The sequence below is a fragment of the Streptomyces sp. NPDC057623 genome (genome assembly GCF_042800355.1).
Classification (GTDB): Bacteria; Actinomycetota; Actinomycetes; order Streptomycetales; family Streptomycetaceae; genus Streptomyces.
The window spans coordinates 101,411-126,116 of the sequence record NZ_JBHVGZ010000005.1; the positions used below are offsets into that span (position 1 = coordinate 101,411).

Genomic DNA, 24,706 nt, shown 5'->3' on the forward strand with positions numbered 1-24,706 from the left:
CCGGAAAACCGAACCAAGGGGGGGAGGGTGGACCCCCCCGTTCCTAAAAAGTTTCCCCCCTCTCCCCGCCCCCCCCTCCTCCCCCCCCCCCCCCCCCCGTCCCCCCCCCCCGACGTCAGGTCCGGCGGAGTCCCAACCGGGCACCAGGACATCGCCGTTCGAGCAGCAGGTCCTCTTCAGGGCCGACCAGGATCCCGGGTACGCCTGCTTCCGCATCCCGGCGATCGTGAAGTCCAAGGACGGCACGCTGCTCGCGTTCGCCGAGCGGCGGGTGCTCAACTGCGGCGACTCCGCCGACATCGACCTCGTCCTCAAGCGGTCGACGGACGGCGGCCGCACCTGGGGACCGCTCCAGGTCGTCAACGAGGGCAACGGCGACACGCACGGCAACCCCGCGCCGATCGTGGACCGCGAGACCGGGCGCATCCTGCTGGCGGAGACGTACAACACGGGCCGCACGGACAGCGGCAGTTGCTCCGTGCCGTGTGATCGCACCCCTCATCTCCAGTACAGCGACGACGACGGTCTGACCTGGTCCGAGCCGCGCGACCTGAGCGCCCAGATACTGCCCGCGGACTGGAATTCCTGGTACGCCACCGGTCCCGTGCACGGCATCCAGCTCACCCGGGGCAAGCACGCCGGGCGACTCGTCTTCGGCGTCAACACCGAGACCTGGGACGGCAGTCGGGTCTCCGCCAACCACGCCGCCCTCATCGTCAGCGACGACGGCGGCGACAGCTGGCGGGTCGGCGCCACCGACTCGTGGGCCATCTCCGCCGCCGACCGCACCTTCCGGCAGAAGCCGTCCGAGGTGACGCTCACCGAGCGTACGGACGGCACGATCATCATCAGCGGACGGGAGCAGGACGGCACCGACCTCGGGCATCGCTCCCAGACGTACAGCCGGGACGGCGGCGACAGTTTCACCGGCCCGTTCCGCGACCTTCCGGACCTCTACACGCCCCAGGTGCAGGGCGCCACGCTGCGCCTGGGCAACCGGCTCCTGCTGTCCGCGCCCGGCGATCCCGACCGGAGGCGGACCATGATGATCCGGTCCTCCTGGAACGGCGGCACCACCTGGGACAGCGTGGACCGCGGCAAGGTCGTCACCACGGACTGGTCGGGCTACTCCGACATGGTCGGCATCGGCGGGTCCACGGTGGGTCTGATGTACGAGGGCGGCGCCGTCGACGCGCGGGACGAGATCCGCTTCGCCCGCTTCACCGAGGACTGGCTGGGACCGCGCCGCGGCCCCGACCCGACCACCCCCGACCTCGCCCCGGGCGCACCCCGCGCGACCGTCCTCGGGGGCGCCCGGGTGACGGACGGTGTGGTGGGCAAGGCCATGGAGTTCGACGGCGACGACGACGCCGTACGTCTGCCGTACCGGTCGCGACTGCCGCTCGGGACCGGCGAGTTCACCGTCTCGCTGTTCTTCCGGTACTCCGCCACGGCCGGTGAGCAGCCGTTCCTGTGGATGGGCGGGATCGGCTCCACCCAGCCCCAGGTGTGGCTGCGCGGGGAGCCCGACAACGACCGGGTGCGTGCCCTGATCACCACCCGGGAGGGGTTCGGGACACTGCACACCGCGTCCGTGTGGGCCGCGGGCGCGCACAACGACGGCGGGTGGCATCACCTGGCGCTGCGGCGCGGCGACGGGAAGCTGACCCTCTTCGTCGACGGCAGGGCGATCAGCACCACGGACGTGCCCGGTTCGGTCAGCCGGAACTCGCCGTTCGGCGTACACGTCGGACAGCGCATGGACAGCCGGGCCTTCCTCACCGGCGCGATCGACGACGTGCGGGTGTGGAACCGGGCGCTCGGGGACTCGGAGCTCGACGCCGCGGCACGGGTCGGTGCCCGTAAGAGTTCGGCCACGCCCGACACCGTCCTGTGGCTGCCCATGGACCAGGTGCGCTGAGACCACTAACGTCCCAGGAGTGCCCGACGACGCACGAGCACGGCAGCGCCCGGGAACCGGGCTCGGCCTCCTGCTGGCCCTGGTTCTCGCGGCCGTGCTGCTCACCGCCCTCCCGGACGACGGCGAACGGGAGGGCGGTGGCGCGTGCCGGCCGCACTCGGTCGCGTCCTGGTCGGCCGACAAGGACCTGACCGGCGAGTTCACCCGGTACGGCGACGACCCCTCCCGCACCGACGACTGGACCGGCGGCGACGGCACCCACTCGGTGCGGCTGCCGGACGGCCGGCTGCTGTGGCTGTTCTCGGACACCTACCTCGGCCAGGTCTACGCCCCGCCCAACCCCTACGGCGAGTCCTCGACCTGGCGGGACACGACCGCTCCCCTGGTGCGCAACTCGGCCGTCGTCATGCGCGACGGCCGCCTGGAGCGCACGCTCGCCACTCCGCTGTTCCCCGACCCCGCCCCGAACCAGTGGCGCTGGCCGGTCGCGGCCCGCGTGGAACCCCGCTCCCCCGGTTCGGCCGAGCAGGTCGTACGGGTGCTCCTGTGGACGCGTACGGCCGGGCAGGCCCCGTGGATCTACGGTGTGCCCACCGGCACCGAGGTCGCCACGCTCTCGCTGCCCGATCTGCGGGTCGAGTCGGTCGTCAAGGTGCTCGATCAGCAGCTGGTGCCCGATCCGTCCCGGCGCGTGCTGTTCGGGACGACGCTGGTGGAGGAGGGCGGCTGGACGTACGTCTTCGGGGGCGACGACGGTCAGGCCGCGTCCCGGCCCGCCTCGCACGCGTATGTCGCGCGCGTGCCCGAGGGCAGGCTCGCCGAGCCGGGGGCCTGGCGGTACTGGAACGGTTCCCGGTGGGCCGGGGCGGGGGCGCGGCCGCGCGCGGTGCTCGGGGACGGGCAGCGCACGGGGGTGGGCAGCGCCTTCTCGGTGGCGCGGGTGCGCGGGACGTACGTCCTGTTCACGATGGCCGCGGGCACCGAGGGGCTGACCACGGTCACCTCGTACTGGGCCTGCTCCCCCGCCGGTCCGTGGCACGGGCCGACGAAGGACTTCAGCCCGGCGCTGCCGCGGGGCGCTCAGGTGGCCGCCTACAACCCGCAGACGCATCCCGAGCTGAGCCGCGACGGGCGTCTCGTGCTGAGCTACGACGTCAACTGGCTGGAGACGGGGGGCGCCGCGGCGCAGCTCAGCCGGAACGTGTCCCTGTACCGACCGCGGTTCGTGACGCTGCGGCTGGCTCCGACGCGGTGACCGGTTCCGGTTCCGGGACGTCGGGACCTGTGTCGGCGGTGTCGGTGTCCGCGCCGGACAGGGCGCCGGTGTCCGCGTCGGCGTCGTGGGCCCGGCGCTTGGCGATGACCGCGCACACCATCAGCTGCATCTGGTGGAAGAGCATCAGCGGCAGCACGGCCAGGGAGGCGTGCGCGCCGAACAGGACGCTGGCCATGGGCAGCCCCGCGGCGAGGGACTTCTTCGAGCCGGCGAACTGGATCGCGATGCGGTCCTCGCGGTTGAAGCGTAGCGCCTTGGCGCCGTACCAGGTCAGGGCGAGCATCACGGCCAGCAGCACCACCTCGACGGCGAGCAGTCCGGCCAGCCGGGCCGGGCTCACCTGGTGCCAGATGCCCTGGACCATGCCCGCGCTGAACGCGGTGTAGACGACGAGCAGGATCGAGCCGCGGTCGACGAGCCCGAGGACCTTCTTGTGCCGGGCGACGAAGCCGCCGATCCAGCGGCGCAGCAGCTGCCCGGCGACGAACGGCACCAGTAGTTGGAGCACGATCTTGACGACCGAGTCGGCGGAGAAGCCGCCCGCTCCGCCGCCGAGCACGGCCGCCGCGAGGAGCGGGGTGATCACGATCCCGACGAGGGAGGAGAAGGAGCCCGCGCAGATCGCGGCGGGCACGTTGCCCCGGGCCATCGAGGTGAAGGCGATCGACGACTGGATGGTCGACGGGACGAGGGTGAGGAAGAGCAGTCCCTGGTAGAGCGGGTGCGTCAGAAGCACCGGGACCAGACCGCGGGCGGCCAGACCCAGCAGCGGGAAGGCGACGAAGGTGCAGGCCAGGACGGTGACATGGAGCCGCCAGTGCTTGAGCCCGTCCATCGCCTCACGGGTGGAAAGCCGGGCGCCGTAGAGGAAGAAGAGGAAGGCGATCGCGGCCGTGGAGGCACCGGACGCCACGTCGGAGGCCGTCCCGCGCGCCGGGAGGAGGGCCGCGAGGCCCACGGTCCCGAGCAGCAGCAGGACGTACGGGTCGATCGGCATCCGACGCGGCCATTGCAGGCGTTTCACTGTGCTCCACTACTTCGCTGTCGTACTCGGCTGTCGCTTCACTGCACTTCGGGTTCCCGGCACGGACGTGCCCTCCCCATCGTCCTCCGGCGATCAGCGATCGGGAATCCGGCATACCACTCTGACTGTCATCACGTTCCGCGATGACAACGGCTAGCCTGGAGGGTGTGTACGACCCCTCCCATCTGCGCACGTTCCTCGCGGTGGCCCAGACGCTGAGCTTCACCCAGGCCGCCCGGCGCCTCGGCCTGCGTCAGTCGACCGTCAGCCAGCACGTACGGCGCCTGGAGGACGCGACCGGACGGCCGCTGTTCTCCCGGGACACACACTCCGTGGAGCTGACCGAGGACGGCGAGGCGATGCTCGGCTTCGCCCGCCGGATCCTGGAGGTGCACGAGCAGGCGTCGGCGTTCTTCACCGGCACGCGGCTGCGCGGCCGGCTCCGCTTCGGCGCGTCCGAGGACTTCGTCCTGACCCGGCTGCCGGAGATCCTGGAGGGCTTCCGCCACGACCACCCCGAGGTCGACCTGGAGCTGACCGTCGAACTCTCCGGCACCCTGCACGAGCGACTGGCCGCCGGGAAGCTCGACCTGGTCCTCGCCAAGCGGCGCCCCGAGGACCCGCGGGGCGAGCTGGTCTGGCACGACCGGCTGGTGTGGATCGGCGCGGAGCGGCTGCGCCTGGAGCCGGACCGTCCGGTGCCGCTGATCGTCTATCCGCCGCCCGGCATCACTCGGGCGCTCGCGCTGGAGGCACTGGAACGGCAGGGGCGTGAGTGGCGGATCGTGTGCACCAGCGGCAGCCTCAACGGACTCGTCGCGGCGGCCCGGGCCGGGCTCGGCGTGATGGCTCACTCCCGGGGCCTGATCCCACCGGGACTGGCGCGCGTCCCCGAGCGAGCCGGGCTGCCGGAACTGGGCCGGGTCGACTTCGTGCTGGTCCACGGACCGCGCCGGACGGCCGCCCAGGGAGCGGCGGACGCGCTCGCTGCGACGATCCTGGCGGGCGGGGACCGGTTGCACCGGCGCCAGGGGCTCCGCCGGGAGAAACCGGAGTGACAGGTTCAGCCTCACGCACGCTGACAGAAGAGACGGCGAAAGAGACAGCGAGAGAGACGGAGAGAGACGGGGGACAGGGCGAGGGGACGACATGATCCACAGGACCCGGACCGGGGCCTCGGCTCGTACAGATTCGGTGGAGATTACGGGCCCGAAACTTACTCAACCGTCAGTTTTCTGTCCGACCCTTCCCCATCTGAGCGTATTTTCCCACGCTGACCAGTGCATACCTGAGCACCCATCGATTTCCGGCCCCCTCCCGTCCGAAACGTGGTTGGGGTAGCTTTCACGGCGCTGAGCGGAGTGTCAGCGAGGCATTCGGACGGGGAGCGGGGAGCGGGGTTTGCGCGAGTTCACCAACCCTCCGTTGGCGTTGGCACCGCCGGTGGGCGGCCTGGCCGACATCGTCTTCCAGCATGCCCAGGAAGACCCGCTGTACGTCGCTCTGGGCCGCAAGGACGAGGGCGGGCAGTGGCGGGACGTCACCTCCGCCGAGTTCCGGGACGAGGTACTCGCCCTCGCCAAGGGCCTGCTCGCCCGGGGTATCCGGTTCGGCGACCGGGTCGCGATCATGTCCCGTACCCGGTACGAGTGGACACTCTTCGACTACGCGCTGTGGACCATCGGCGCCCAGGTGGTGCCGATCTACCCCACCTCCTCGGCCGAGCAGTGCTTCTGGATGCTGTACGACGCCGAGTGCTCGGCGGCGATCGTGGAGCACGAGGACCACGCGATGACGATCGCCACCGTCATCGACCGGCTTCCGCAGCTGCACCAGCTCTGGCAGCTGGACGCGGGCGCCGTGCAGGAGCTGTACGACGACGGCGCGCACCTCGACGACGAGGTGGTCCACCGCCACCGGCAGGCGGTCACCCCCGACTCCGTCGCGACGATCATCTACACCTCCGGGACGACGGGGCGCCCCAAGGGCTGTCTCATCTCGCACGGCAACTTCATGTTCGAGGCGGACACCGTCATCGAGCGCTGGGAGCCGGTGTTCCACTCGAAGAAGGGCGACGAGGCGGCGACCCTGCTGTTCCTGCCGCTCGCGCACGTCTTCGGCCGGATGGTGCAGGTCGCCGCGATCCGCGGCAAGGTCCGCTTCGGCCATCAGCCGCAGATGAACGCGGCCGCTCTGCTGCCGGACCTCGCCGCGTTCAAGCCGACGTTCTTCCTCGCCGTGCCGTACATCTTCGAGAAGGTCTTCAACGCCGCCCGCCGCAAGGCCGAGAAGGAGGGCAGGTCGGGCGCGTTCGAGAAGGCCGTCGAGGTCGCCGTGAAGTACGCGGACGCCGTGGAGGCCAAGGCGTGGGGCATCGGACCCGGCCCCTCGGCGGGTCTGCGCATGCAGCACCAGCTCTTCGACAAGCTCGTCTATTCCAAGATGCGGGCCGCGATGGGCGGCCGCATCAAGCAGGCGATGACCGGCGGTTCGGGGATGGACCGGCGGCTCGGTCTGTTCTTCGCGGGCGCCGGCGTCCATGTCTACGAGGGGTACGGCCTCACCGAGTCCACGGCGGCCGCGACCGCCAACCCGCCCTACCGCACCCGCTACGGCACGGTCGGCCAGGCCATCCCCGGCATGACGGTGCACATCGCGGACGACGGTGAGATCTGGCTGCACGGCGCCAACATCTTCCAGGGGTACCTCAACAACCAGAAGGCCACGGACGAGGCTCTGCACGACGGCTGGCTCGCCACCGGCGACCTGGGCTCGCTCGACGAGGACGGCTACCTCACCATCACCGGCCGCAAGAAGGAGATCCTTGTCACCTCCGGCGGCAAGAGTGTCTCGCCGGGGGTGCTGGAGGAGCGCGTCCGCGACCATCCGCTGGTCGCCCAGTGCATCGTCGTCGGCAACGACCGGCCGTACATCGCGGCCCTGGTCACGCTCGACCAGGAATCCGTCGAGCACTGGCTGATGATGCGCGACAAACCCCAGATGACCGCGGCCGAGCTGGTCCGCGACGCGGACCTGGAGACCGAGGTGCGGCGCGCGGTCGTCGCCGCCAACACGCTTGTCTCGCAGGCCGAGTCGATCCGTACCTTCCGTATCCTCGCCCAGCCGTTCACCGAGGAGCACGGACTGCTCACGCCGTCGCTGAAGTTGAAGCGCAAGGCGATCGAGAACGCCTACTCGGGCGAGGTCGAGGCGCTGTACCGGGCCTGAGGCCGACCGATTCCCACGGATTCTCCGGTCAGGAATGCATCGCGGCCCGTGATCGTTGACGATGTCAGTACCACCTGACGGCAACCGTAAGGATCAAGAGCTCGTGAGCAGCAAGGTCCCCCCGATCATCCTCAACAACGGCATCGAGATGCCCCAGCTGGGCTTCGGCGTCTGGCAGGTGCCGGACGACGAGGCGGAGCAGGCGGTCAGCACCGCGCTGGAGGCCGGGTACCGCAGCATCGACACAGCGGCGATCTACGGCAACGAGGAGGGCACCGGCAAGGCCATCGCCGCCTCCGGTCTCCCCCGCGAGGACGTCTTCGTCACCACCAAGCTCTGGAACGGCGACCAGGGATACGACTCCACGCTGCGCGCCTTCGACGTGTCGCTGGAGAAGCTGGGTCTGGAGTACGTCGACCTGTATCTCATCCACTGGCCGCTGCCCGCCCGGGGCACGTACGTCGACACGTACAAGGCCTTCGAGAAGCTTCTCGCCGACGGCCGCGTCCGTGCGATCGGTGTCTCCAACTTCCTTCCGGAGCACCTGGAGCGGCTGCTCGGCGAGACGTCGGTCGTCCCGGCGGTCAACCAGATCGAGCTCCACCCGCACCTCCAGCAGCGCACCTCCCGCGAGGTCCACGCGGAGCAGGGCATCGCCACCGAGGCCTGGTCGCCGCTCGGCCAGGGCAAGGGTCTGCTGGAGGTCCCGGCGATCGTCGCCATCGCCCAGAAGCACGCCCGCACTCCGGCCCAGGTGGTGCTCCGCTGGCACCTCCAGCTGGGCAACATCGTGATCCCGAAGTCCGTGACGCCCTCGCGGATCAAGGAGAACATCGAGGTCTTCGACTTCAGCCTGGACGACGAGGACCTCGCGGCGATCAGCGCGCTCAACGAGGACCGGCGCATCGGTCCGGACCCGGCGGCGTTCGACCTGGGCTGACGCCCGCCTCGACACCGACGTCCGCCCGCCGCTCAGCTGTGTGAGCGGCGGGCGGACGCGTGCGGTGGGGGTCCGGGCTCGGGTTCCGCTGGTCGCTTCAGTCGCCGCGCACGTCGGACAGGACGACCTCGAACTCCTCCAGGCCGGTCACGGTCACATGGGCCTTGGCCGCGCCTTCGTGCCTGGCCGCCGCCTGTCCCGCGCGGGACGCCGCCAGGGACGCCTGGTCGACGAAGAGCACTCCGACCATCCCGCGCCCCCGCTCCCGGTCGACCAGCAGGGACGCCCTGGCCAGCCCCGCGAGGGTGTCGAGCTTGGGCACCACCGTCGCCCGGAACGTGTCGGCGAGCAGGTCCGTGTCGGCCGGGTCCAGCTCCAGCCTGGTGACGCGCAGTCCGCCTCCCGGCTCCGGCGGCCGGACCTGGTGGAAGACCAACGCCTCGTAGTTGTCGACCGCCACCGTGCCGAGGAACGGCTCCAGCATGGCCGTACGCCGCTCACGCAGCACCTCGTTGCTGTTCTGCCGGGCCTCGGCCGACTCCCACCAGCTCGCCGCGAGCAGTTTCCCCAGCGTGCGGTCCACGAAGACACTCGCTCCGCGGTAGCCCGGACGGTCTTCCAGCAGCTCCCGCCCCTCTGTGTTCAATGCCCTGATGGCCGTGTCGATCTTCGTGGGATCACCGGTCGTGTAAATGGCGCGTACGAACATGACACCTCCCAGAAGCTCGGGCGCATATCCGAAAACTTCGGTATGTCCAGTCTTCTACCGAGGTCATGGCGCCGCAAACAGCGTCAGTAAGGAAAGGTTCCTACCAGCTCCTCCGCGACTCCCCACGTCCTGCCCGGCGGCGTGTCAGTTGGGCTGTCCGATCGGCCGTACGACGACGGTGTTGACGTCCACGCCGTCGGGCTGCCGGATGGCCCACACCACCGAGTCGGCGATCTGGTCGGCGGTCAGCAGCCGCCCGGGCGGCAGGCTGCCGTTGCCGTCCCAGAACGGCGTCTCCACCCGGCCCGGGGCGATGTGGGTCACGCCGATGCCCCAGTCGGTCACCTGCCGCCGGGTGTTCTCCGCGAGCCCGGTCACCGCCCTCCCCCACTCTCGAATTCCGCTCGAGCGGGGGGACCCCCATGGTCGCCCCGTAGATGTTCCCCGGCCCGGGCACGAACCCGGCGACGCTGCCGACGAGGACGATCCGGCCACGGGTCTCCTTGAGGGCGTCCACGGAGGCGCGGATCAGCAGCGCCGGGCCGAGGACGTTGGTCAGCACCATCTCGGTCCAGCCGGACGGGTCACCCTCGGCGACCGAGTCGTGAGTGGCGAAGCCGGCGTTGGCGACGACCGTGTCCAGCCGGCCGAAGGTCTTGAGCGTGGTTTCCACGGCCGCCTGTACGTCGCCGTACTCGGCCGCGTTCCCGACGACCGTCAACAGGCCCTCGGGCTCGCCGAGTTCCGTTGCGAAGTTCCGCAACCGGGCCTCGCCACGGCCGGTGACGTCGGTCATGTGATCCCCCTGTGCTTCGGTTCGGACGAGGGGGAGTCCATCACTTGGAGAACTCTCGAAGTCAAGGCCCGAGCCGGGTCCTGATCGGCGTCACTTCGTCCGTACCGCCGTGTACACCGTCTGTGCCGCGAGCATGAACACATCCGGACGGTGGTGCACGCTCGCCTTGTCGTCCGGGTCGAGGAGCCGGTCGAGGGTGGTGCGGTCGTCGGCGTCGAGGCGTTCGCCGACGCCCTCTCGGGTGCGGGTCAGGGAGGCGACGACGTGGGCGCGGGCGCGGTCCGTGGTGGGGGCGGGCAGGTCGAGGAGGAAGGTGCGGGTGCCGGTGGGCCGGAGGCCGGCGGCGGCGAGCAGGGCCGGCCAGTCCTCGGTCTCGGTGACGGAGCCGGGCAGGTCCGCGCGCATCGCGGCGAACCACTCCGCCTCCAGCGCATCGAGTCTCGCCTGGAGCCCGGGGCGCCCGAAGCCGAGGTCGCGCGGCAGGAACCGGGCCGGCAGGCCGCCCTCCTGGAGGGCCAGCGTGCCGCCGTGCGTGAGGCGGGCGGCGAACGCGGCGAGGGCGGCGCGCTGGTCGCCGAGGTGGTGCAGGCTGCGCCCGGCCCAGAGCAGATCGGCCGGGTAGTCCAAGTCGTCCAGGACGTCCGGGAGTTCACCGGCGAGGGTGCCGAAACGGTCGGCGACACCCAGCCGCCCGGCGCGTGCCCGGGCCCGTTCCAGGAGCGGTGCGGATCCGTCGACGGCGACGATACGGGCGCCGGGGAACGTGTCGGCGAGCAGGCAGGACACGACGCCGGGTCCGCTGCCCACGTCGACGACCAGCCCCGGCTCGGTCTGCCGCTTGGCGAGCCACGCCATGGCGTGCTCGTACAGCGGCGTGAACAGCTCGGCCTCGGCCTCCAGCACCGGGCCCATCTGCGCCCAGTCGAATTCGGTGTGGTCGTGGTGATGACGCGCCTGGCGCTGCTGGTGCGGGTGGTTCTCGTGGGCCATGGTGGTCCGCCTCTCGTCCGGATGCCGCCAGCGTGCTCCGACGCATGGCCCCCGGGCCACTGTCCTTGCCGTAGCGGCAAAGAACAGGGCGGAGAAAAACGGGGTGTGGCCCGCTCGGCGGGGTCACCGAGGGCGACGCGATCCGCCGGGGCCTGGCCCGAGAGTACTGGCCAAGCCCCGGCGACCACCGCGCCCCGTCAGCGGCGCGGGACTGCGTCCAGCTACGGCAACGGCGGGTAGGCGTTCTGCATCAGCTGCTGGAACTGCGCCGAGAACCAGTGCCCCGACAGCGGAGCGTCCGGCAGCGAACCGGACATGCTGTTGCCGTTGCGCGGGTTGCCGGTGTACGTCGGGTCGCACATCCGGTCGAATCCCTTGCCCTCGTCGTTCGGGATCTCCTTGCTCGCGCCGTCGGACTCGCCCGGAGGCTTGATCCAGACGTACGCGTCGATCCCGGCCGCCGGGTTGGCCTGCGGGCGCTCGCCGAGGCCGGCGCCGGACTGGTTGCACCAGTTGCCGACGTGGATACGGCGGTCGTAGCGGCCGCCGTTGATGTACGTGTCGACGTCGGTCGTCGCACCCGGGCCGGCGGGCCGTGCGCTGCCGCCCCAGCCGTTCCTCGACGTGTCGATCAGCATGCCGATACCGGAGTTGAACCCGGTGGTGACCAGCTGGTTGCGGAAGCCCTGTGCGAAGGACAGCTCGTCGACGTACCGGTTCCAGTCGACCCACTTGGACTCACGGACGGACTTGCCGCCGACGGAGTCGTTGATGGTGAAGTTGTTCTCCTTCAGAGCGCTGTAGTTGGCCGTGTTGGCGATGAAGCCGTGCACGTCGTTGACGGTGGCGCCCTCGGAGGTGGCGGCCTCCTTCATCACGGTGGCGCTGGCGGCGAAGTTGTCGTCCCAGCCGATCCAGCCGTGGTGGCCGGCGTCGATGTAGTTGTAGACGTTGGGGGCGTCACCGAGCTTGTTGAGGGCGTAGCCGACGCCCTTCTGGTAGTTGCCGTTGGCCTTCATCACGTCGCACTGCGGCGTGGCCGTCGGGCGGCTGCCGGTGTTGGTGACGAGGTTGGGCAGCGAGTCGATCTCGATGGTGGTCACGATCCGCAGCGCGGCGTACTTCGGGTCGGCGAGGATCGCGGCGATCGGGTCGATGTACTCGGTCTTGTAGCGGCCGAGCTCCGTCGGGCCGAGCTCGCCGTTGGACGCGAGGGCGGCACAGTCGCGACCGGGCAGGTTGTAGATGACCAGCTGGACGACGAGTTCGCCGGAGCCCTTCTGGGTCAGGGCCTCGTCGAGGTGGTCGCGCAGGCCCATGCCGCCGCCCACGCCGTTGATGGCGGCGATCCGGTCGAGCCAGACGCCGGTCGGCTGGTTGGCGATCCGGCTGCCGCCCGGTTCTGCGGCGGCCTTCGCGGACCACTCCGGGTTCACGTACACCTTGGCGCCGGAGTACGGGTTGTCGACCTTGGGACCGGTCGGGTCGGGGTCCGGCGGGTCCGTGGGGCCCGAGCCGTCGTCGACGTTGCAGGTCACGCCGTCGAGGGTGAAGGTGGCCGGGACGGCGTTGGTGCCGCTGTAGGAGCCCTGGAAGCCGAAGCTGACCGAACCGCCGGTCGACAGGGTCCCGTTGTAGGTCTCGTTGGCGGCGGTGACGGCGGCGCCGCTCTGGCTGATCTTCGCGTTCCAGCCGCTGGTGACCTTCTGGTTGCCGGCGTACGACCACTTCACCGACCAGTTGGACTTGGCGGAGCCCTGGTTGGTGACCGTCACGGCGGCGGTGAAGCCGGTGTCCCACTGGTTCTGCACCTTGTAGTCGACGGTGCAGGGGACGGCGGCCGTGCCGATGTCCGCGGGGACGGTCGCGGCGAGCGCGGTCCCCGAGGCACCGGCGACCAGCGCCAGGGCGGCGAGCATCGCAGTTCTGGTACGACTCATGAGTGCGGGTTTCCTTCTCCGTGAGGGGAGTTGTCCTTGCGGGAAGTTGTCCGTGCGGGAAGTTGTCCGTGCGGGAAGTTGTCCGTGCGCAGAGTGGTCCGTGAGCAGAGTGGTCCGTCCAGGGCGCAGGGTGCTCGCGCAGCCCGCTGCCGTACGACGTGGGGGTTCCGCCGCAGGCGGTGATCAGCGCCGGACCGGAGGTGTCGACGATCGCGTCGATGGCGGGGACACGGCTCTGGACGCACGCCTGAACCGCGCCGGTCCGGCATCTACGTCCAAGTCCTGGGTGACTCGCTCCACGGCACCCTGGAAGCCGCCGTCGGCTAAAAGTACTGAACGCGGGGGGTGTCGCATGAGCGACTCCTTGCAGATCAGCGCGCCGTGACGGACGCGTCGACTGATGGAACCGCTCCCACTGGTGTCAATGAAGCTAGCGCCAAGTGACGGTAAAGGACAGAGGGGTTACTGACTTTCCCTCAACTAAATCCGTCGAATCTTTTCGACTCTTCAAGCACCTTGACCCCTTGCACCCCCATCCCCACTATGGGAGCGCTCCCACTGGTTCAAGCCTTGACTTCTCCGAGCCGCAAGGAGGAACCAGCACGTGCATCCCCCACGCAGACGCAGAACCGCACGACGGTTGTGGACCGCCGTCGCAGCGGCCCTGGCACTCCCCCTGACCATGCTGAGCACGGGCTCGACACCCGCCCAGGCGGCCGCAGTTCAGTGCAGTGTCGACTACAAGACCAATGACTGGGGCTCCGGCTTCACCGCGGATCTGACGATCACCAACCGCGGTACCGACGTCATCGACGGCTGGACCCTGACGTACGGCTACGCGGGCAACCAGAAGCTCGGCAACGGCTGGAACGGGACCTGGTCCCAGTCCGGCCAGTCGATCACCGTGAAGGACGCCGGCCACAACGCGCGGATCGGCGCCGGGGCCGCGGTCACCACGGGCGCGCAGTTCAGCTACAGCGGCAGCAACGCCGCCCCCACGAACTTCGCGATCAACGGCACCAGTTGCACCGGCGCCCACCAACCCCCCATCACCGTGCTGACCAGCCCGGCGGCGGGCGCCGTGTACACCCAGGGCGACGCCGTTCCGCTCGCGGCCACCGCCGCGGCCGCGGACAACGCCACCATCAGCAAGGTCGAGTTCTACGACAACACCACGCTGCTGGGCACGGACACGACGGCGCCGTACTCGCTCTCGGTCTCCAGCTTGACCGTGGGCAGTCATTCGCTGCTGGCCAAGGCGTACGACAGCCTGGGCGCGTCCGCGGAGTCCACGCCGGTCGGCGTCACGGTCGCCTCGGGTCCCGCCGTGGTGGCCTCGCAGACCCAACTCCCCGTCCAGCAGGGCAAGTCGGCCTCGTACGACGTCAAGCTGTCGACCCAGCCGTCGTCGAACGTGACCGTCGCCACCGCCCGCGCCAGCGGCAATTCGGGTCTGTCGGTGACGGGCGGCGCCTCGCTCACCTTCACGCCCTCGAACTGGAACACCGCCCAGAAGGTGACCCTCACCGCCGCCGCCTCCGGCACCGGCTCGGCGACCTTCGAGTCGACGGCCGGCGGACACGCGAAGGCCACCGTCACCGCTACCCAGATCGCGGCGACGAAGGCGTACGACGCGCGCTTCCTGGAGCTGTACGGCAAGATCACCAACCCGGCGAACGGCTACTTCTCCCCCGAGGGCATCCCGTACCACTCGGTGGAGACACTGATCGTCGAGGCGCCGGACCACGGTCACGAGACCACGTCGGAGGCCTACAGCTACCTTCTCTGGCTGCAAGCCATGTACGGCAAGGTCACGGGCGACTGGGCCAAGTTCAACGGGGCCTGGGAAATCATGGAGAAGTACATGATCCCGACCCACGCCGACCAGCCGACGAACTCCTTCTACAACGCCTCGAAGCCGGCGACCTACGCACCCGAGCTGGACACCCCGAACGAGTACCCGGCGAAGCTCGACGCGTCGGTCTCGGTCGGCTCCGACCCCATCGCCGGTGAGCTGAAGAGCGCGTACGGCACGGACGACGTCTACGGCATGCACTGGCTCCAGGACGTCGACAACACCTACGGCTACGGCAACTCGCCGGGCAAGTGCGAGGCCGGACCGTCGGACACCGGGCCGTCGTACATCAACACCTTCCAGCGCGGCGCGCAGGAGTCGGTGTGGGAGACGGTGCCGCAGCCGACCTGTGACCAGTTCAAGTACGGCGGCAAGAACGGGTATCTGGACCTGTTCACCGGTGACGCCTCCTACGCCAAGCAGTGGAAGTTCACCAACGCCCCGGACGCCGACGCGCGTGCGGTGCAGGCCGCGTACTGGGCCGACAAGTGGGCCGACGAGCAGGGCAAGGGCGGTCAGATCTCCGCGACCGTGGCCAAGGCCGCGAAGATGGGCGACTACCTGCGCTACGCGATGTACGACAAGTACTTCAAGAAGATCGGTAACTGTGTGGGCGCCTCGTCCTGCCCGGCCGGCACCGGCAAGGACGCCTCGATGTACCTGCTGTCCTGGTACTACGCCTGGGGCGGTGCCACCGACACCTCGGCGGGCTGGGCCTGGCGCATCGGCTCCAGCCACGCGCACGGCGGCTACCAGAACCCGATGGCCGCGTACGCCCTGGCCAACTACGCGGACCTGAAGCCCAAGTCGGCGACGGGGCAGGCGGACTGGGCCAAGTCGCTCGAGCGGCAGGTCGAGTTCTACCGCTGGCTCCAGTCCAGCGAGGGCGCGATCGCGGGCGGTGCGACCAACAGCTGGGCGGGCCGGTACGCGACGCCACCGGCGGGCAAGTCGACCTTCTACGGCATGTACTACGACCAGCAGCCCGTCTACCACGACCCGCCGTCCAACCAGTGGTTCGGCTTCCAGGCGTGGTCGATGGAGCGGGTGGCCGAGTACTACCAGCAGACGGGGAACGCGTCCGCGAAGGCCGTCCTCGACAAGTGGGTCGACTGGGCGCTGTCCGAGACGACCGTCAACCCGGACGGTACGTACCGGATTCCCTCGACGCTTCAGTGGTCGGGCCAGCCCGACACCTGGAACGCCTCAAGTCCGGGCGCCAACAACGGACTTCACGTCACCGTCGCCGACTACACCAACGACGTCGGCGTGGCGGCCGCGTACGCCAAGACCCTGACGTACTACGCCGACCGCTCCGGTGACACGGCGGCCGCGTCCACGGCCAAGGCGCTCCTCGACGGCATGTGGGAGAACCACCAGGACGACCTCGGCATCGCCGTCCCGGAGACCCGCGCCGACTACAACCGCTTCGACGACGGGATCTACGTCCCGAGCGGCTGGACCGGCACCATGCCGAACGGCGACGCGATCAACTCGTCGTCGACCTTCGACTCGATCCGCTCGTTCTACGAGGACGATCCGGCCTGGTCGAAGATCGAGGCGTATCTCGCGGGCGGCGCGGCGCCGTCGTTCACGTATCACCGGTTCTGGGCCCAGGCGGACATCGCCTTGGCCATGGGTTCGTACGCGGAGCTTCTCGAATAGTCCCCGCCGGGCGCTCCGCGAAAAGGCCGTGACTTGTCTGCGGGTGCGCTGTGGCTGGTCGCGCCCACGCGGCGGAGCCGCATATGGACACAGCCCCGCGCCCCCAAGAAGACAGGGCGTGACACTCACGGTGTCTTCTCGGTACCGCTTGAAGGCTCCTCGTACGTGGTCTCGTCACCTGACGGCGAGGCCGAACCGCCGGGCGGCCCCCTCCCGCACTGGGGGTCGCCCGGCTATTCTCGCCGCGCACGGTAAGCGCTTTCCCCTTTCGCTCCCCCCACATCCAGGAAAGGACCACCCGTGCGAAGAACCCGCATCCTCACGGCCGTACTCGCACTCGCCGCCGGGCTGCTCGCGGGCACACCGCCCGCACTCGCCGCCCCGGCCTCGCAGGACGTGTCGATCAGTGCCGACACCTACACCTGGAAGAACGCCCGCATCGACGGGGGCGGCTTCGTCCCCGGCATCGTCTTCAACCGCAAGGAGAAGAACCTCGCCTACGCCCGTACCGACATCGGCGGCGCCTACCGCTGGCAGGAGTCGTCGAAGACCTGGACACCGCTGCTGGACTCGGTCGGCTGGGACGACTGGGGGCACACGGGTGTGGTGAGCCTGGCGTCCGACTCGGCCGACCCGAACAAGGTGTACGCGGCGGTCGGGACGTACACCAACAGCTGGGACCCCGGGAACGGGGCGGTCATGCGCTCCTCCGACCGGGGCGCGAGCTGGCAGAAGACCAAGTTGCCGTTCAAGGTCGGCGGCAACATGCCGGGTCGTGGCATGGGTGAGCGGCTGGCGGTCGACCCGAACCGGAACAGCGTGCTGTACCTGGGCGCGCCCAGCGGCAAGGGGCTGTGGCGGTCGACGGACTCCGGTGTGACCTGGTCGCAGGTGGCGAACTTCCCCAACGTCGGCAACTACGTGCAGGATCCGAGCGACACGAGCGGATACGCCAGCGACAACCAGGGCATCGTCTGGGTCACCTTCGACGAGTCCACGGGGACGTCCGGGAACGCGACCAGGACCATCTACGTGGGGGTCGCCGACAAGGACAACGCCGTCTACCGGTCGACCGACGCGGGCGCGACCTGGTCGCGGGTCGCCGGGCAGCCGACGGGATACCTGGCCCACAAGGGCGTCCTGGACGCGACGAACGGCTATCTCTATCTCGCCTACAGCGACAAGGGCGGGCCGTACGACGGCGGCAAGGGCCGGCTGTGGCGGTACGCGACCGCGACCGGCACCTGGACCGACATCAGCCCGGTCGCCGAGGCCGACACCTACTACGGCTTCGCCGGCCTGACCGTCGACCGGCAGAAGCCCGGCACGGTGATGGCGACGGCGTACAGCTCCTGGTGGCCGGACACCCAGATCTTCCGCTCGACGGACAGCGGCGGCACCTGGACGAAGGCGTGGGACTACACGTCGTACCCCAACCGCGCCAACCGCTACACGATGGACGTCTCGTCGTCGCCGTGGCTGACCTGGGGCGCGAATCCGTCGCCGCCCGAGCAGACGCCGAAGCTGGGGTGGATGACGGAGGCGCTGGAGATCGACCCGTTCGACTCGAACCGGATGATGTACGGGACAGGCGCGACGATCTACGGCACCGAGGAACTCACGAAGTGGGACAGCGGGGGCCAGTTCACCATCAAGCCGATGGTGCAGGGCTTGGAGGAGACGGCCGTCAACGACCTCGCCTCTCCCCCGTCGGGCGCCCCGCTCCTGAGCGCCCTCGGTGACATCGGCGGCTTCCGTCACACGGACCTGACCAAGGTCCCCTCGATGATGTTCACCCAGCCCAACTTCACCACGACCACCAGCCTGGACTTCGCCGAGACGAACCCCAACACCGTCGTCCGGGTCGGCAACCTGGACTCGGGTCCGCACATCGCGTTCTCGACGGACAACGGCGCCAACTGGTTCGCCGGGACCGACCCTTCGGGCGTCAGCGGCGGAGGCACGGTCGCGGCGGCGGCGGACGGCAGCCGGTTCGTATGGAGCCCCGCCGGTACAGGCGTGCAGTACGCGACAGGATTCGGCAACGCGTGGCAGGCGTCGAGCGGGATCCCCTCCGGGGCGATCGTCGAGTCCGACCGGGTCGATCCGAAGACCTTCTACGGCTTCAAGTCGGGCAAGTTCTACGTCAGTTCGGACGGCGGCGCGACCTTCACCGCGTCCTCGGCGACCGGCCTGCCGAGCGGTGACAGCGTCCGCTTCAAGGCGCTGCCCGGCGTGAAGGGCGACGTGTGGCTGGCGGGCGGTGCGACGGACGGAGCGTACGGCCTGTGGCACTCGACCGACGGGGGCGCCGCCTTCACCAAGCTGTCGGGCGTAGAGCAGGCCGACGCCATCGGCTTCGGCAAGGCGGCGCCGGGGGCTTCGTACCAGGCCCTCTACACCAGCGCGAAGATCGGCGGCGTACGCGGCATCTTCCGCTCCGTCGACAAGGGCGCGACCTGGACCCGCGTCAACGACGACGCCCACCAGTGGGGTTGGACGGGTGCGGCGATCACGGGTGACCCCCGGGTGTACGGGCGGGTCTACGTGGCGACGAACGGCCGGGGCGTCCTCTACGGCGACACCGCCGACGGCGGCACGACGGATCCGGACCCCGACCCGGATCCGGATCCGGACCCGACGCCGACCGGTGCCTGCACGGTGGCGTACAAGGTCACCAACCAGTGGTCGGGCGGTTTCCAGGCGGACGTACAGCTGTCCAACACCGGTTCCAGCGCCTGGAGCGGCTGGTCCCTCGGCTGGACCTTCGCCGACGGGCAGCAGATCACGCAGGTGTGGAACGCCGACCATACGCAGTCGGGCTCGGCGGTGACCGCGAGGAACGTCGGCTGGAACGGCGGCGTGGCGTCCGGCTCGTCGGTGAGCTTCGGGTTCACGGGAAGCTGGCAGGGGGCGAACGGGAAACCGACCGCCTTCAGGCTGGGTGACCAGAGCTGCACGGTGAGTTGAGCGAGCCCGAGGGTGCGTGCCGTTCGCCGGCACGCACCCTCGGTGCGCTCGCCTAGAGCTGCCACTCCCCGATCTGCTCGGCGAACCCGGAGTCCATCCCGAACGTGACGGTGGCCGCCTTCGACGCCTTCGGCACCTCGAAGACGATCCAGCCCAGAGCCTTGGCACCGTTCTTCAGCCGGACGTCCGACGACATCGACGGGCCGGCCGTGATGTCGGCGATGACGGTCCCGAACTGCTGGCCCTGGTCGTCGGCCAGCTTCGCCCCGTTGATGGGCGCGTCGGAGTAGACCTTGGTGCCGGTGTTGACCAGCTGGAACTGCACGCCGATCCACCGCTTGCCGGACTCGGGGGCGAAGAACTCGTCACTGGACTTGGCGTTGTCGACGACCTTGACGACCGTCACGTCGAGTCCGCTGCCGCCCTCCATGCCCTTCAGCGCGAGCGTGTCACCGACCTTGGCGACGTCGGGCGCGGCACTGCTCTTCTCGGCGGCGGGCTCCTTCTCGCTGCCGCCGGCGGTGGCGGATGCCTTCGCCTTCGGCTTGTCGACGACCTCGTCGCCGGAGCCGGAGCCACAGGCGGACAGACCGAGCGCGGCGACGGCGACGGCCGCGGCGGCGGCGAGGCGTATGCGGGTGTGGTGGACCATGTTCTCCCCAGGTTTCGGTGGTACGCATGTGAAGGACCCGTAAAGAACTCGCATGGTTGTACGGATCACCGAAATGACCCGGGGTCACGAGGCAACCTGGCAGCCCGATATGACATCCGGGCTGCCGGGCTGGACGGGACGGTCGCCGGGGCTCAGGGCGTGTAGACGGTGGGCCGGGGCGCCGTGGGCATCCCGTCGCCGATGAAGAAGCTCGGGTGCGGGGGCTGGTTGTAGGCGGTGTTCTGCCAGGCCAGGCCGGTTCGGTACATCGGGTCGTGCAGGAGCGTGGTGATCCTGGTGTTCGTCTCGTACGGCGTCGAGTAGATCCTGAGCGCCGTGTTGCCGCTGGTGCGCCAGATGACCTCCTCGCGCCAGTCGCCGAGGATGTCGCCGGACAGTACGGGGGTGGCCTTCGTGCCGTTGTTGGAGGAGACCCCGGAGCCGGTGAGCAGGCGGGTGTCGGAGGACGTGCCGTACTTGTCGATGCGGGTGCCGTCGAGGAGTTCGCGGACGGTGTCGCCGTCCCACCAGGACAGGAAGTTGACGGACGAGGGCTCACGGCCCTTGGTGGCGCCGGCCTCGTCGCGGATGGAGGTGTCGGAGGCGGACCACATCTCGGCGCCGTCGTTGCCGGCCCAGATGTCCCCGGCGACGCCGCGGCCGTTGTCGCAGCAGGCGGCGAGCTTCCAGTTGACCGTGCCGTTGGCCGGGTTGATGTACAGCTCGGCCGGCTGGCCGGTGGACTCCGAGACCTTGAAGTACTCAAGGCCCGCGCGGGACGGGTCGAGGTCGCCGAGGTGCTGGGCGTCGCCGTGGCCGGTCTTCGTGGTCCACAGGCCGTTGCCGTTGTCGTCGACGGCCATCGCGCCGTACACGATCTCGTCCTTGCCGTCGCCGTCGACGTCCCCGACGGACAGGCTGTGCGAGCCCTGGCCGTCGAATCCCTTGCCGGTGTTGGTGGAGGAGTTGGTGTCGAAGGTCCAGCGGCGGGTGAACTGGCCGTTCCGCCAGTCCCAGGCGGCGATCACCGTACGGGTGTAGTAGCCGCGGGCCATGATGAGGGAGGGGCGGGCGCCGTCGAGGTAGGCGGTACCGGCGAGGAACCGGTCGACCCGGTTGCCGTACGAGTCACCCCAGGACGACACGGTGCCGCGTGCCGGGACGTAGTCGACCGTCCCCATCGCCTTGCCGGTCTGGCCGTTGAACATGGTCAGGTACTCGGGCCCGGAGAGGATGTAGCCGGACGAGTTGCGGTAGTCGGCCGATGAGCTGCCGATCACCGCTCCCGTCCCGTCCTTCGTGCCGTCGGCCGTCTTCATGGCGACCTCGGCCTTGCGGTCGCCGTCGTAGTCGTACACCTGGAACTGTGTGTAGTGCGCGCCGGAGCGGATGTTGCGCCCCAGGTCGACGCGCCACAGGCGGGTGCCGTCGAGCTTGATGCCGTCGACGAACGTGTTGCCGGTGTAGCCGGACTGGGAGTTGTCCTTGGCGTTGGTGGGCTGCCACTTGAGGACGATGTCGAGGGCGCCGTCGCCGTCGAGGTCGCCGACGGAGGCGTCGTTGGCCTCGTAGGTGTACGCCACTCCGTCGGGCGTCGTGCCGCCGGCGGGCGGGCTGATCGGGACGTCCTTGTAGCCCGTGCGGAACTGGACGGCGTGCACCGAGTCGCCCTGCTCCACGCCGTTCACGATCGCGCGGATCGTGTAGTCGGCCTGTTCGGGGGCGCCGGCGTGGAAGTAGTTCGTGGAGCCGGTGACCGGGGTCGAGTTGACCTTCGTACCGGCCCGGTAGACGTTGAAGGAGACGTCGTTCGGGTCGGTGCCCAGCCAGCGCCAGCTGACCAGGTTGCCGTCGGCCGTGTGGACGCTGACCACTCCCCGGTCCAGCGCCTCGACCTGACGTGCGGTGGCGGCCTCCGCGACGCCGGCGCCGTTCAGGGTGGTGAGCCCGGCGGCGACCAGGGCGGTGGTGGCGAGCGTCGCGGAGAGAGCGGCGTGGCGTCTGCGGTGCTTGCGCGGGTGCTGCACGTGACGTACCTCCTCGGCAGGACGGACGGATTCCGTTCCCTCAGTCGCCGCCGTGCGCCGGGAAGTTGCCGTATCTGTCGGCCAGTTCGGCCACCGTCCGGGCGATCCTCTCCCGGAGTTCGGGCGGTTCGAGCACCTCGACGTCGGTGCCGAGGCGCAGGAACTCGGCGTGGGCGTGGTCGACGGACTCGATGGGGACGGTGGCCCTCGTCCAGCCGTCCGCCTCCCTGCGGCGGTCGGTCGCGCGGTCGAGGGTCGCACCGGGCGCCAGCCGCACCACCGCCTCCCGGCGGTACAGCCGGTCGTGGAAGTCGCGTTGGTACGCCCTCCAGTACGCGGCCAGATCGAAGTCGGGCGGGCGGGTGAACTCCTCGTCGGCAGGCGAGAGCCGGAGGATCTGGTCGACGCGGTAGGTGCGGGGCCCGGGTCCCGACACGACGTACCAGCGGCCCGCCTTGAGGACGAGGCCGTACGGCTCCAGGCGGCGCTCCACGTCGGTGGGTTCCCGCCAGCGGCGGTACAGGACGTGCAGGACGCGGCTGTTCCAGACCGCGTCGGCCACCGCCGGGAGGTACGGCGTCTCGTCGGCGTCGGCGTACCAGCCGGGTGCGTCGAGGTGGAAGCGGCCGCTGATCCGGTCGGCGTGGCCGCGCAGCTCCGCCGGCAGGGCGGCGCGGACCTTGAGCTGGGCCGCGGCCAGGACGGAGCCGAGGCCGAGCTGGGCGGCCGGGCCGGGGGCCCCGGCGAGGAAGAGGGCCTCGGCCTCGTCGGCGGTGAGTCCGGTGAGGCGGGTGCGGTAGCCGTCGAGGAGGCGGTAGCCGCCGGCGTGGCCCGCGTCGCCGTAGAGCGGGACGCCGGCCGCGCTCAGCGCCTCGACGTCGCGGTACACGGTGCGCACCGACACCTCCAGCTCGTCGGCAAGCTGGGCGGCGGTCATCCGGCCACGGGTCTGGAGCAGCAGCAGGACGGAGACGAGTCGGCTGGACTTCACTGACACAGGATGTCAGTGAAGCGGTCATAACGTCCCGGCATGGCTCTCAAGGAGACACCGGCCTTCGCCGAGAAACTGCTGACCGTACCGCCACCGATCGAGGTCGCCGGGCGGCATGTCAAGCGCTACCACGTCACCAACGACCCCGCTGGCATAGCGCCCGAGGTGCAGAAGGCGGCGTACGAGATCCTGCCGGAACTGCTGCCCGAGCCGGACGGCACGCCCCCGGCGACGTTCGTCGTCCTGCACCGGGGCGGGGACGACGGTGCCTATCTGAACGTCTACAGCTGGGTGTGGGACAACGTCCTGCACTTCAAGGGCGCCTCGGCGGGACAGCCGGTGCTGGGCTGCCCGGACCGCGACCCGACGAACTTCATCGTCCCCGGACTGCCGTGGATCGGCTGTGTCTGGGAGCTTGTGCCGATCCTGCACGAACGGGACGCCTGGGTGCGGCACGTCATCGCTCCCGAAGTCCCGGACCTGTCGGCCTACCTGGCCGATTCCATGCCCGCAGGAACCACTGGAGACCGCACATGAGCAGCCCGCACGACTTCGACTTCTTCCACGGCGAGTGGGAGGTCCTCAACCGCCGCCGCACCGACTTCCTCGACCCGGGCGGCGACTGGGAGGAGTTCCCGGCGACCAGCCGCTGCTGGCCGCTGTTCGACGGGGCGGCGAACCTGGACGAGATCGACATGCCACGTCTGTCGGCGAAGGGCGCGACGTTGCGGCTCTTCGACCGGGAGACCGAGCGGTGGTCGCTGCACTGGGCCTCCAGCGTCAGCGGGACACTGTTTCCCCCGGTCGTCGGCCAATTCGACGACGGACGCGGGGAGTTCCACGGTGACGACAGCTACGCCGGGAAGGACGTACGGGTGCGGTTCGTCTGGTCGGGTGTCTCCGTGACGTCGGCCCGCTGGGAGCAGGCGTTCTCCCTCGACGACGGACAGACCTGGCTGACGAACTGGATCATGGAGTTCAGCCGGGCTTCAGAAACGCCCGCAGGCTGAACACCGGGTCCGGACGGGGCCGGTCCTGGTCCGGCAGCTCCGCGAGACGGGCCGCGAAGCCGTCGGCGAGCGCGCCTCCGGGCGGCAGGGCGACGAACCAGCCCCGGCGCAGGTCGGCGACCGTGCGGCGGGGGCTGCGGCCCTGGCCGTGCCCCGCGAAACGGGCCTGCCCGACCGGGACCAGGCCGTGGGCGAGGGCGTACGACTCCACGAGCGCCGCCTCGTCCCGGGCCGGGCGGCGCGGACGGGACGCCATGACGGCGTCGATGTCACTGCCCACGTTGTGGGCGGCGGCCTTGTCGACCGTGGTGACGTACACCCCGCCGGGCCGCAGGACCCTGGCGCACTCGCCGACGGTGGTGCGCACGTCCTCGGCGCTCCCCGCCAGGTGCAGCAGCCACACGCTGCTGACGGCGTCGAAGCGGCCGTCCCCGAACGGCAGCCGGCGGCTGTCGGCGAGCACGACGGAGCCGGGCAGGCGAGCGGCGGCCTGTAGGGCCATGGCGGGAGCGCGATCGACCCCGGCGACGTTCAGGCCGTCCCGCGCGGCGGCGAACCGCCGCGTGACGATGCCGGTGCCGCAGGCGACGTCGAGCAGGCGCCGCGTCCCGGCCGGCAGGAGTCCGAGTACCGCCTCCGCCGCGGCCGCCGCCCTGGGCTCGCCGCCGCGTGAGGCGTCGTATCGTTCCGCTTCCTTGTCGTAGTCCAGCAC

General features: G+C 70.1%; 17 protein-coding genes and 1 pseudogene. 9 read left to right on the plus strand and 9 right to left on the minus strand.

Translation table 11 applies throughout. The annotated features are described in order from the left end of the window. Nucleotides 1-226: 226 nt before the first annotated feature. Nucleotides 227-1,921: an exo-alpha-sialidase gene (locus ACFU95_RS07600; RefSeq protein ID WP_383823174.1), complete on the plus strand. Its 1,695-nt coding sequence runs from the start codon at nucleotides 227-229 to the stop codon at nucleotides 1,919-1,921. A 19-nt stretch (nucleotides 1,922-1,940) separates the two neighbouring features. Next, nucleotides 1,941-3,176, plus strand: coding sequence for a DUF4185 domain-containing protein (locus tag ACFU95_RS07605; protein WP_383823177.1), 1,236 nt, complete (start codon nucleotides 1,941-1,943; stop codon nucleotides 3,174-3,176). Here the strand turns inward: ACFU95_RS07605 and ACFU95_RS07610 are convergent. Further along, nucleotides 3,112-4,194: a bile acid:sodium symporter family protein gene (locus ACFU95_RS07610; protein WP_383823179.1), complete on the minus strand. Its 1,083-nt coding sequence runs from the start codon at nucleotides 4,192-4,194 to the stop codon at nucleotides 3,112-3,114. The genes ACFU95_RS07605 and ACFU95_RS07610 overlap by 65 nt on opposite strands. A 194-nt stretch (nucleotides 4,195-4,388) precedes the next feature. Here ACFU95_RS07610 and ACFU95_RS07615 point away from each other — a divergent pair, with 194 nt between their 5' ends. The 3 genes from ACFU95_RS07615 to ACFU95_RS07625 all read left to right on the plus strand — a co-directional run bounded on the left by ACFU95_RS07615 (nucleotide 4,389) and on the right by ACFU95_RS07625 (nucleotide 8,389). Next, complete coding sequence (locus ACFU95_RS07615) at nucleotides 4,389-5,279, plus strand: LysR substrate-binding domain-containing protein (RefSeq protein ID WP_383823660.1); 891 nt, start codon at nucleotides 4,389-4,391, stop codon at nucleotides 5,277-5,279. 343 nt (nucleotides 5,280-5,622) lie between these two features. Further along, complete coding sequence (locus ACFU95_RS07620; RefSeq protein ID WP_383823182.1) at nucleotides 5,623-7,449, plus strand: AMP-dependent synthetase/ligase; 1,827 nt, start codon at nucleotides 5,623-5,625, stop codon at nucleotides 7,447-7,449. A gap of 103 nt (nucleotides 7,450-7,552) precedes the next feature. Next, entirely contained in the window at nucleotides 7,553-8,389 is an 837-nt protein-coding gene (locus ACFU95_RS07625; RefSeq protein ID WP_383823185.1) for an aldo/keto reductase, read from the plus strand. 97 nt (nucleotides 8,390-8,486) lie between these two features. Here ACFU95_RS07625 and ACFU95_RS07630 read toward each other — a convergent pair whose 3' ends face one another. From ACFU95_RS07630 to ACFU95_RS07645, 4 genes and pseudogenes are all read right to left on the minus strand, one after another. Further along, nucleotides 8,487-9,098 carry a hypothetical protein gene (locus ACFU95_RS07630; RefSeq protein ID WP_383823188.1) on the minus strand — a complete coding sequence of 204 codons (612 nt, stop codon included), beginning with the start codon at nucleotides 9,096-9,098 and terminating at the stop codon, nucleotides 8,487-8,489. Between the two features lie 144 nt (nucleotides 9,099-9,242). Next, a pseudogene (locus tag ACFU95_RS07635) lies at nucleotides 9,243-9,891 on the minus strand (SDR family oxidoreductase); the annotation flags it as partial. Between the two features lie 93 nt (nucleotides 9,892-9,984). Further along, complete coding sequence (locus tag ACFU95_RS07640; protein WP_383823190.1) at nucleotides 9,985-10,884, minus strand: class I SAM-dependent methyltransferase; 900 nt, start codon at nucleotides 10,882-10,884, stop codon at nucleotides 9,985-9,987. 221 nt (nucleotides 10,885-11,105) lie between these two features. Continuing rightward, on the minus strand, nucleotides 11,106-12,824 hold the full coding sequence (locus tag ACFU95_RS07645; protein WP_383823193.1) for a glycoside hydrolase family 6 protein: 1,719 nt from the start codon (nucleotides 12,822-12,824) through the stop codon (nucleotides 11,106-11,108). A gap of 604 nt (nucleotides 12,825-13,428) precedes the next feature. Between ACFU95_RS07645 and ACFU95_RS07650 the strand changes: the two genes are divergently transcribed. Further along, complete coding sequence (locus ACFU95_RS07650) at nucleotides 13,429-16,344, plus strand: glycoside hydrolase family 48 protein (protein ID WP_383823196.1); 2,916 nt, start codon at nucleotides 13,429-13,431, stop codon at nucleotides 16,342-16,344. 300 nt (nucleotides 16,345-16,644) lie between these two features. Then, complete coding sequence (locus ACFU95_RS07655) at nucleotides 16,645-19,314, plus strand: cellulose binding domain-containing protein (RefSeq protein WP_383823198.1); 2,670 nt, start codon at nucleotides 16,645-16,647, stop codon at nucleotides 19,312-19,314. 52 nt (nucleotides 19,315-19,366) lie between these two features. Here ACFU95_RS07655 and ACFU95_RS07660 read toward each other — a convergent pair whose 3' ends face one another. The 3 genes from ACFU95_RS07660 to ACFU95_RS07670 all read right to left on the minus strand — a co-directional run bounded on the left by ACFU95_RS07660 (nucleotide 19,367) and on the right by ACFU95_RS07670 (nucleotide 22,984). After that, nucleotides 19,367-19,966 carry a DUF4352 domain-containing protein gene (locus ACFU95_RS07660; protein WP_383823201.1) on the minus strand — a complete coding sequence of 200 codons (600 nt, stop codon included), beginning with the start codon at nucleotides 19,964-19,966 and terminating at the stop codon, nucleotides 19,367-19,369. A gap of 152 nt (nucleotides 19,967-20,118) precedes the next feature. Then, entirely contained in the window at nucleotides 20,119-21,993 is a 1,875-nt protein-coding gene (locus ACFU95_RS07665; protein WP_383823204.1) for a rhamnogalacturonan lyase, read from the minus strand. Between the two features lie 40 nt (nucleotides 21,994-22,033). Next, on the minus strand, nucleotides 22,034-22,984 hold the full coding sequence (locus tag ACFU95_RS07670; RefSeq protein ID WP_383823207.1) for a helix-turn-helix transcriptional regulator: 951 nt from the start codon (nucleotides 22,982-22,984) through the stop codon (nucleotides 22,034-22,036). 39 nt (nucleotides 22,985-23,023) lie between these two features. Here ACFU95_RS07670 and ACFU95_RS07675 point away from each other — a divergent pair, with 39 nt between their 5' ends. Further along, nucleotides 23,024-23,521, plus strand: a complete 498-nt coding sequence (locus tag ACFU95_RS07675; protein ID WP_383823210.1) for a hypothetical protein — start codon at nucleotides 23,024-23,026, stop codon at nucleotides 23,519-23,521. Further along, nucleotides 23,518-23,994, plus strand: coding sequence for a hypothetical protein (locus tag ACFU95_RS07680; protein ID WP_383823213.1), 477 nt, complete (start codon nucleotides 23,518-23,520; stop codon nucleotides 23,992-23,994). Before ACFU95_RS07675 ends, ACFU95_RS07680 begins: the two co-directional genes overlap by 4 nt. Here ACFU95_RS07680 and ACFU95_RS07685 read toward each other — a convergent pair. Further along, nucleotides 23,963-24,706 (minus strand): class I SAM-dependent methyltransferase, encoded by a 744-nt coding sequence (locus tag ACFU95_RS07685; protein ID WP_383823216.1) that lies wholly within the window; start codon nucleotides 24,704-24,706, stop codon nucleotides 23,963-23,965. The two genes, ACFU95_RS07680 and ACFU95_RS07685, sit on opposite strands and share 32 nt — an antisense overlap.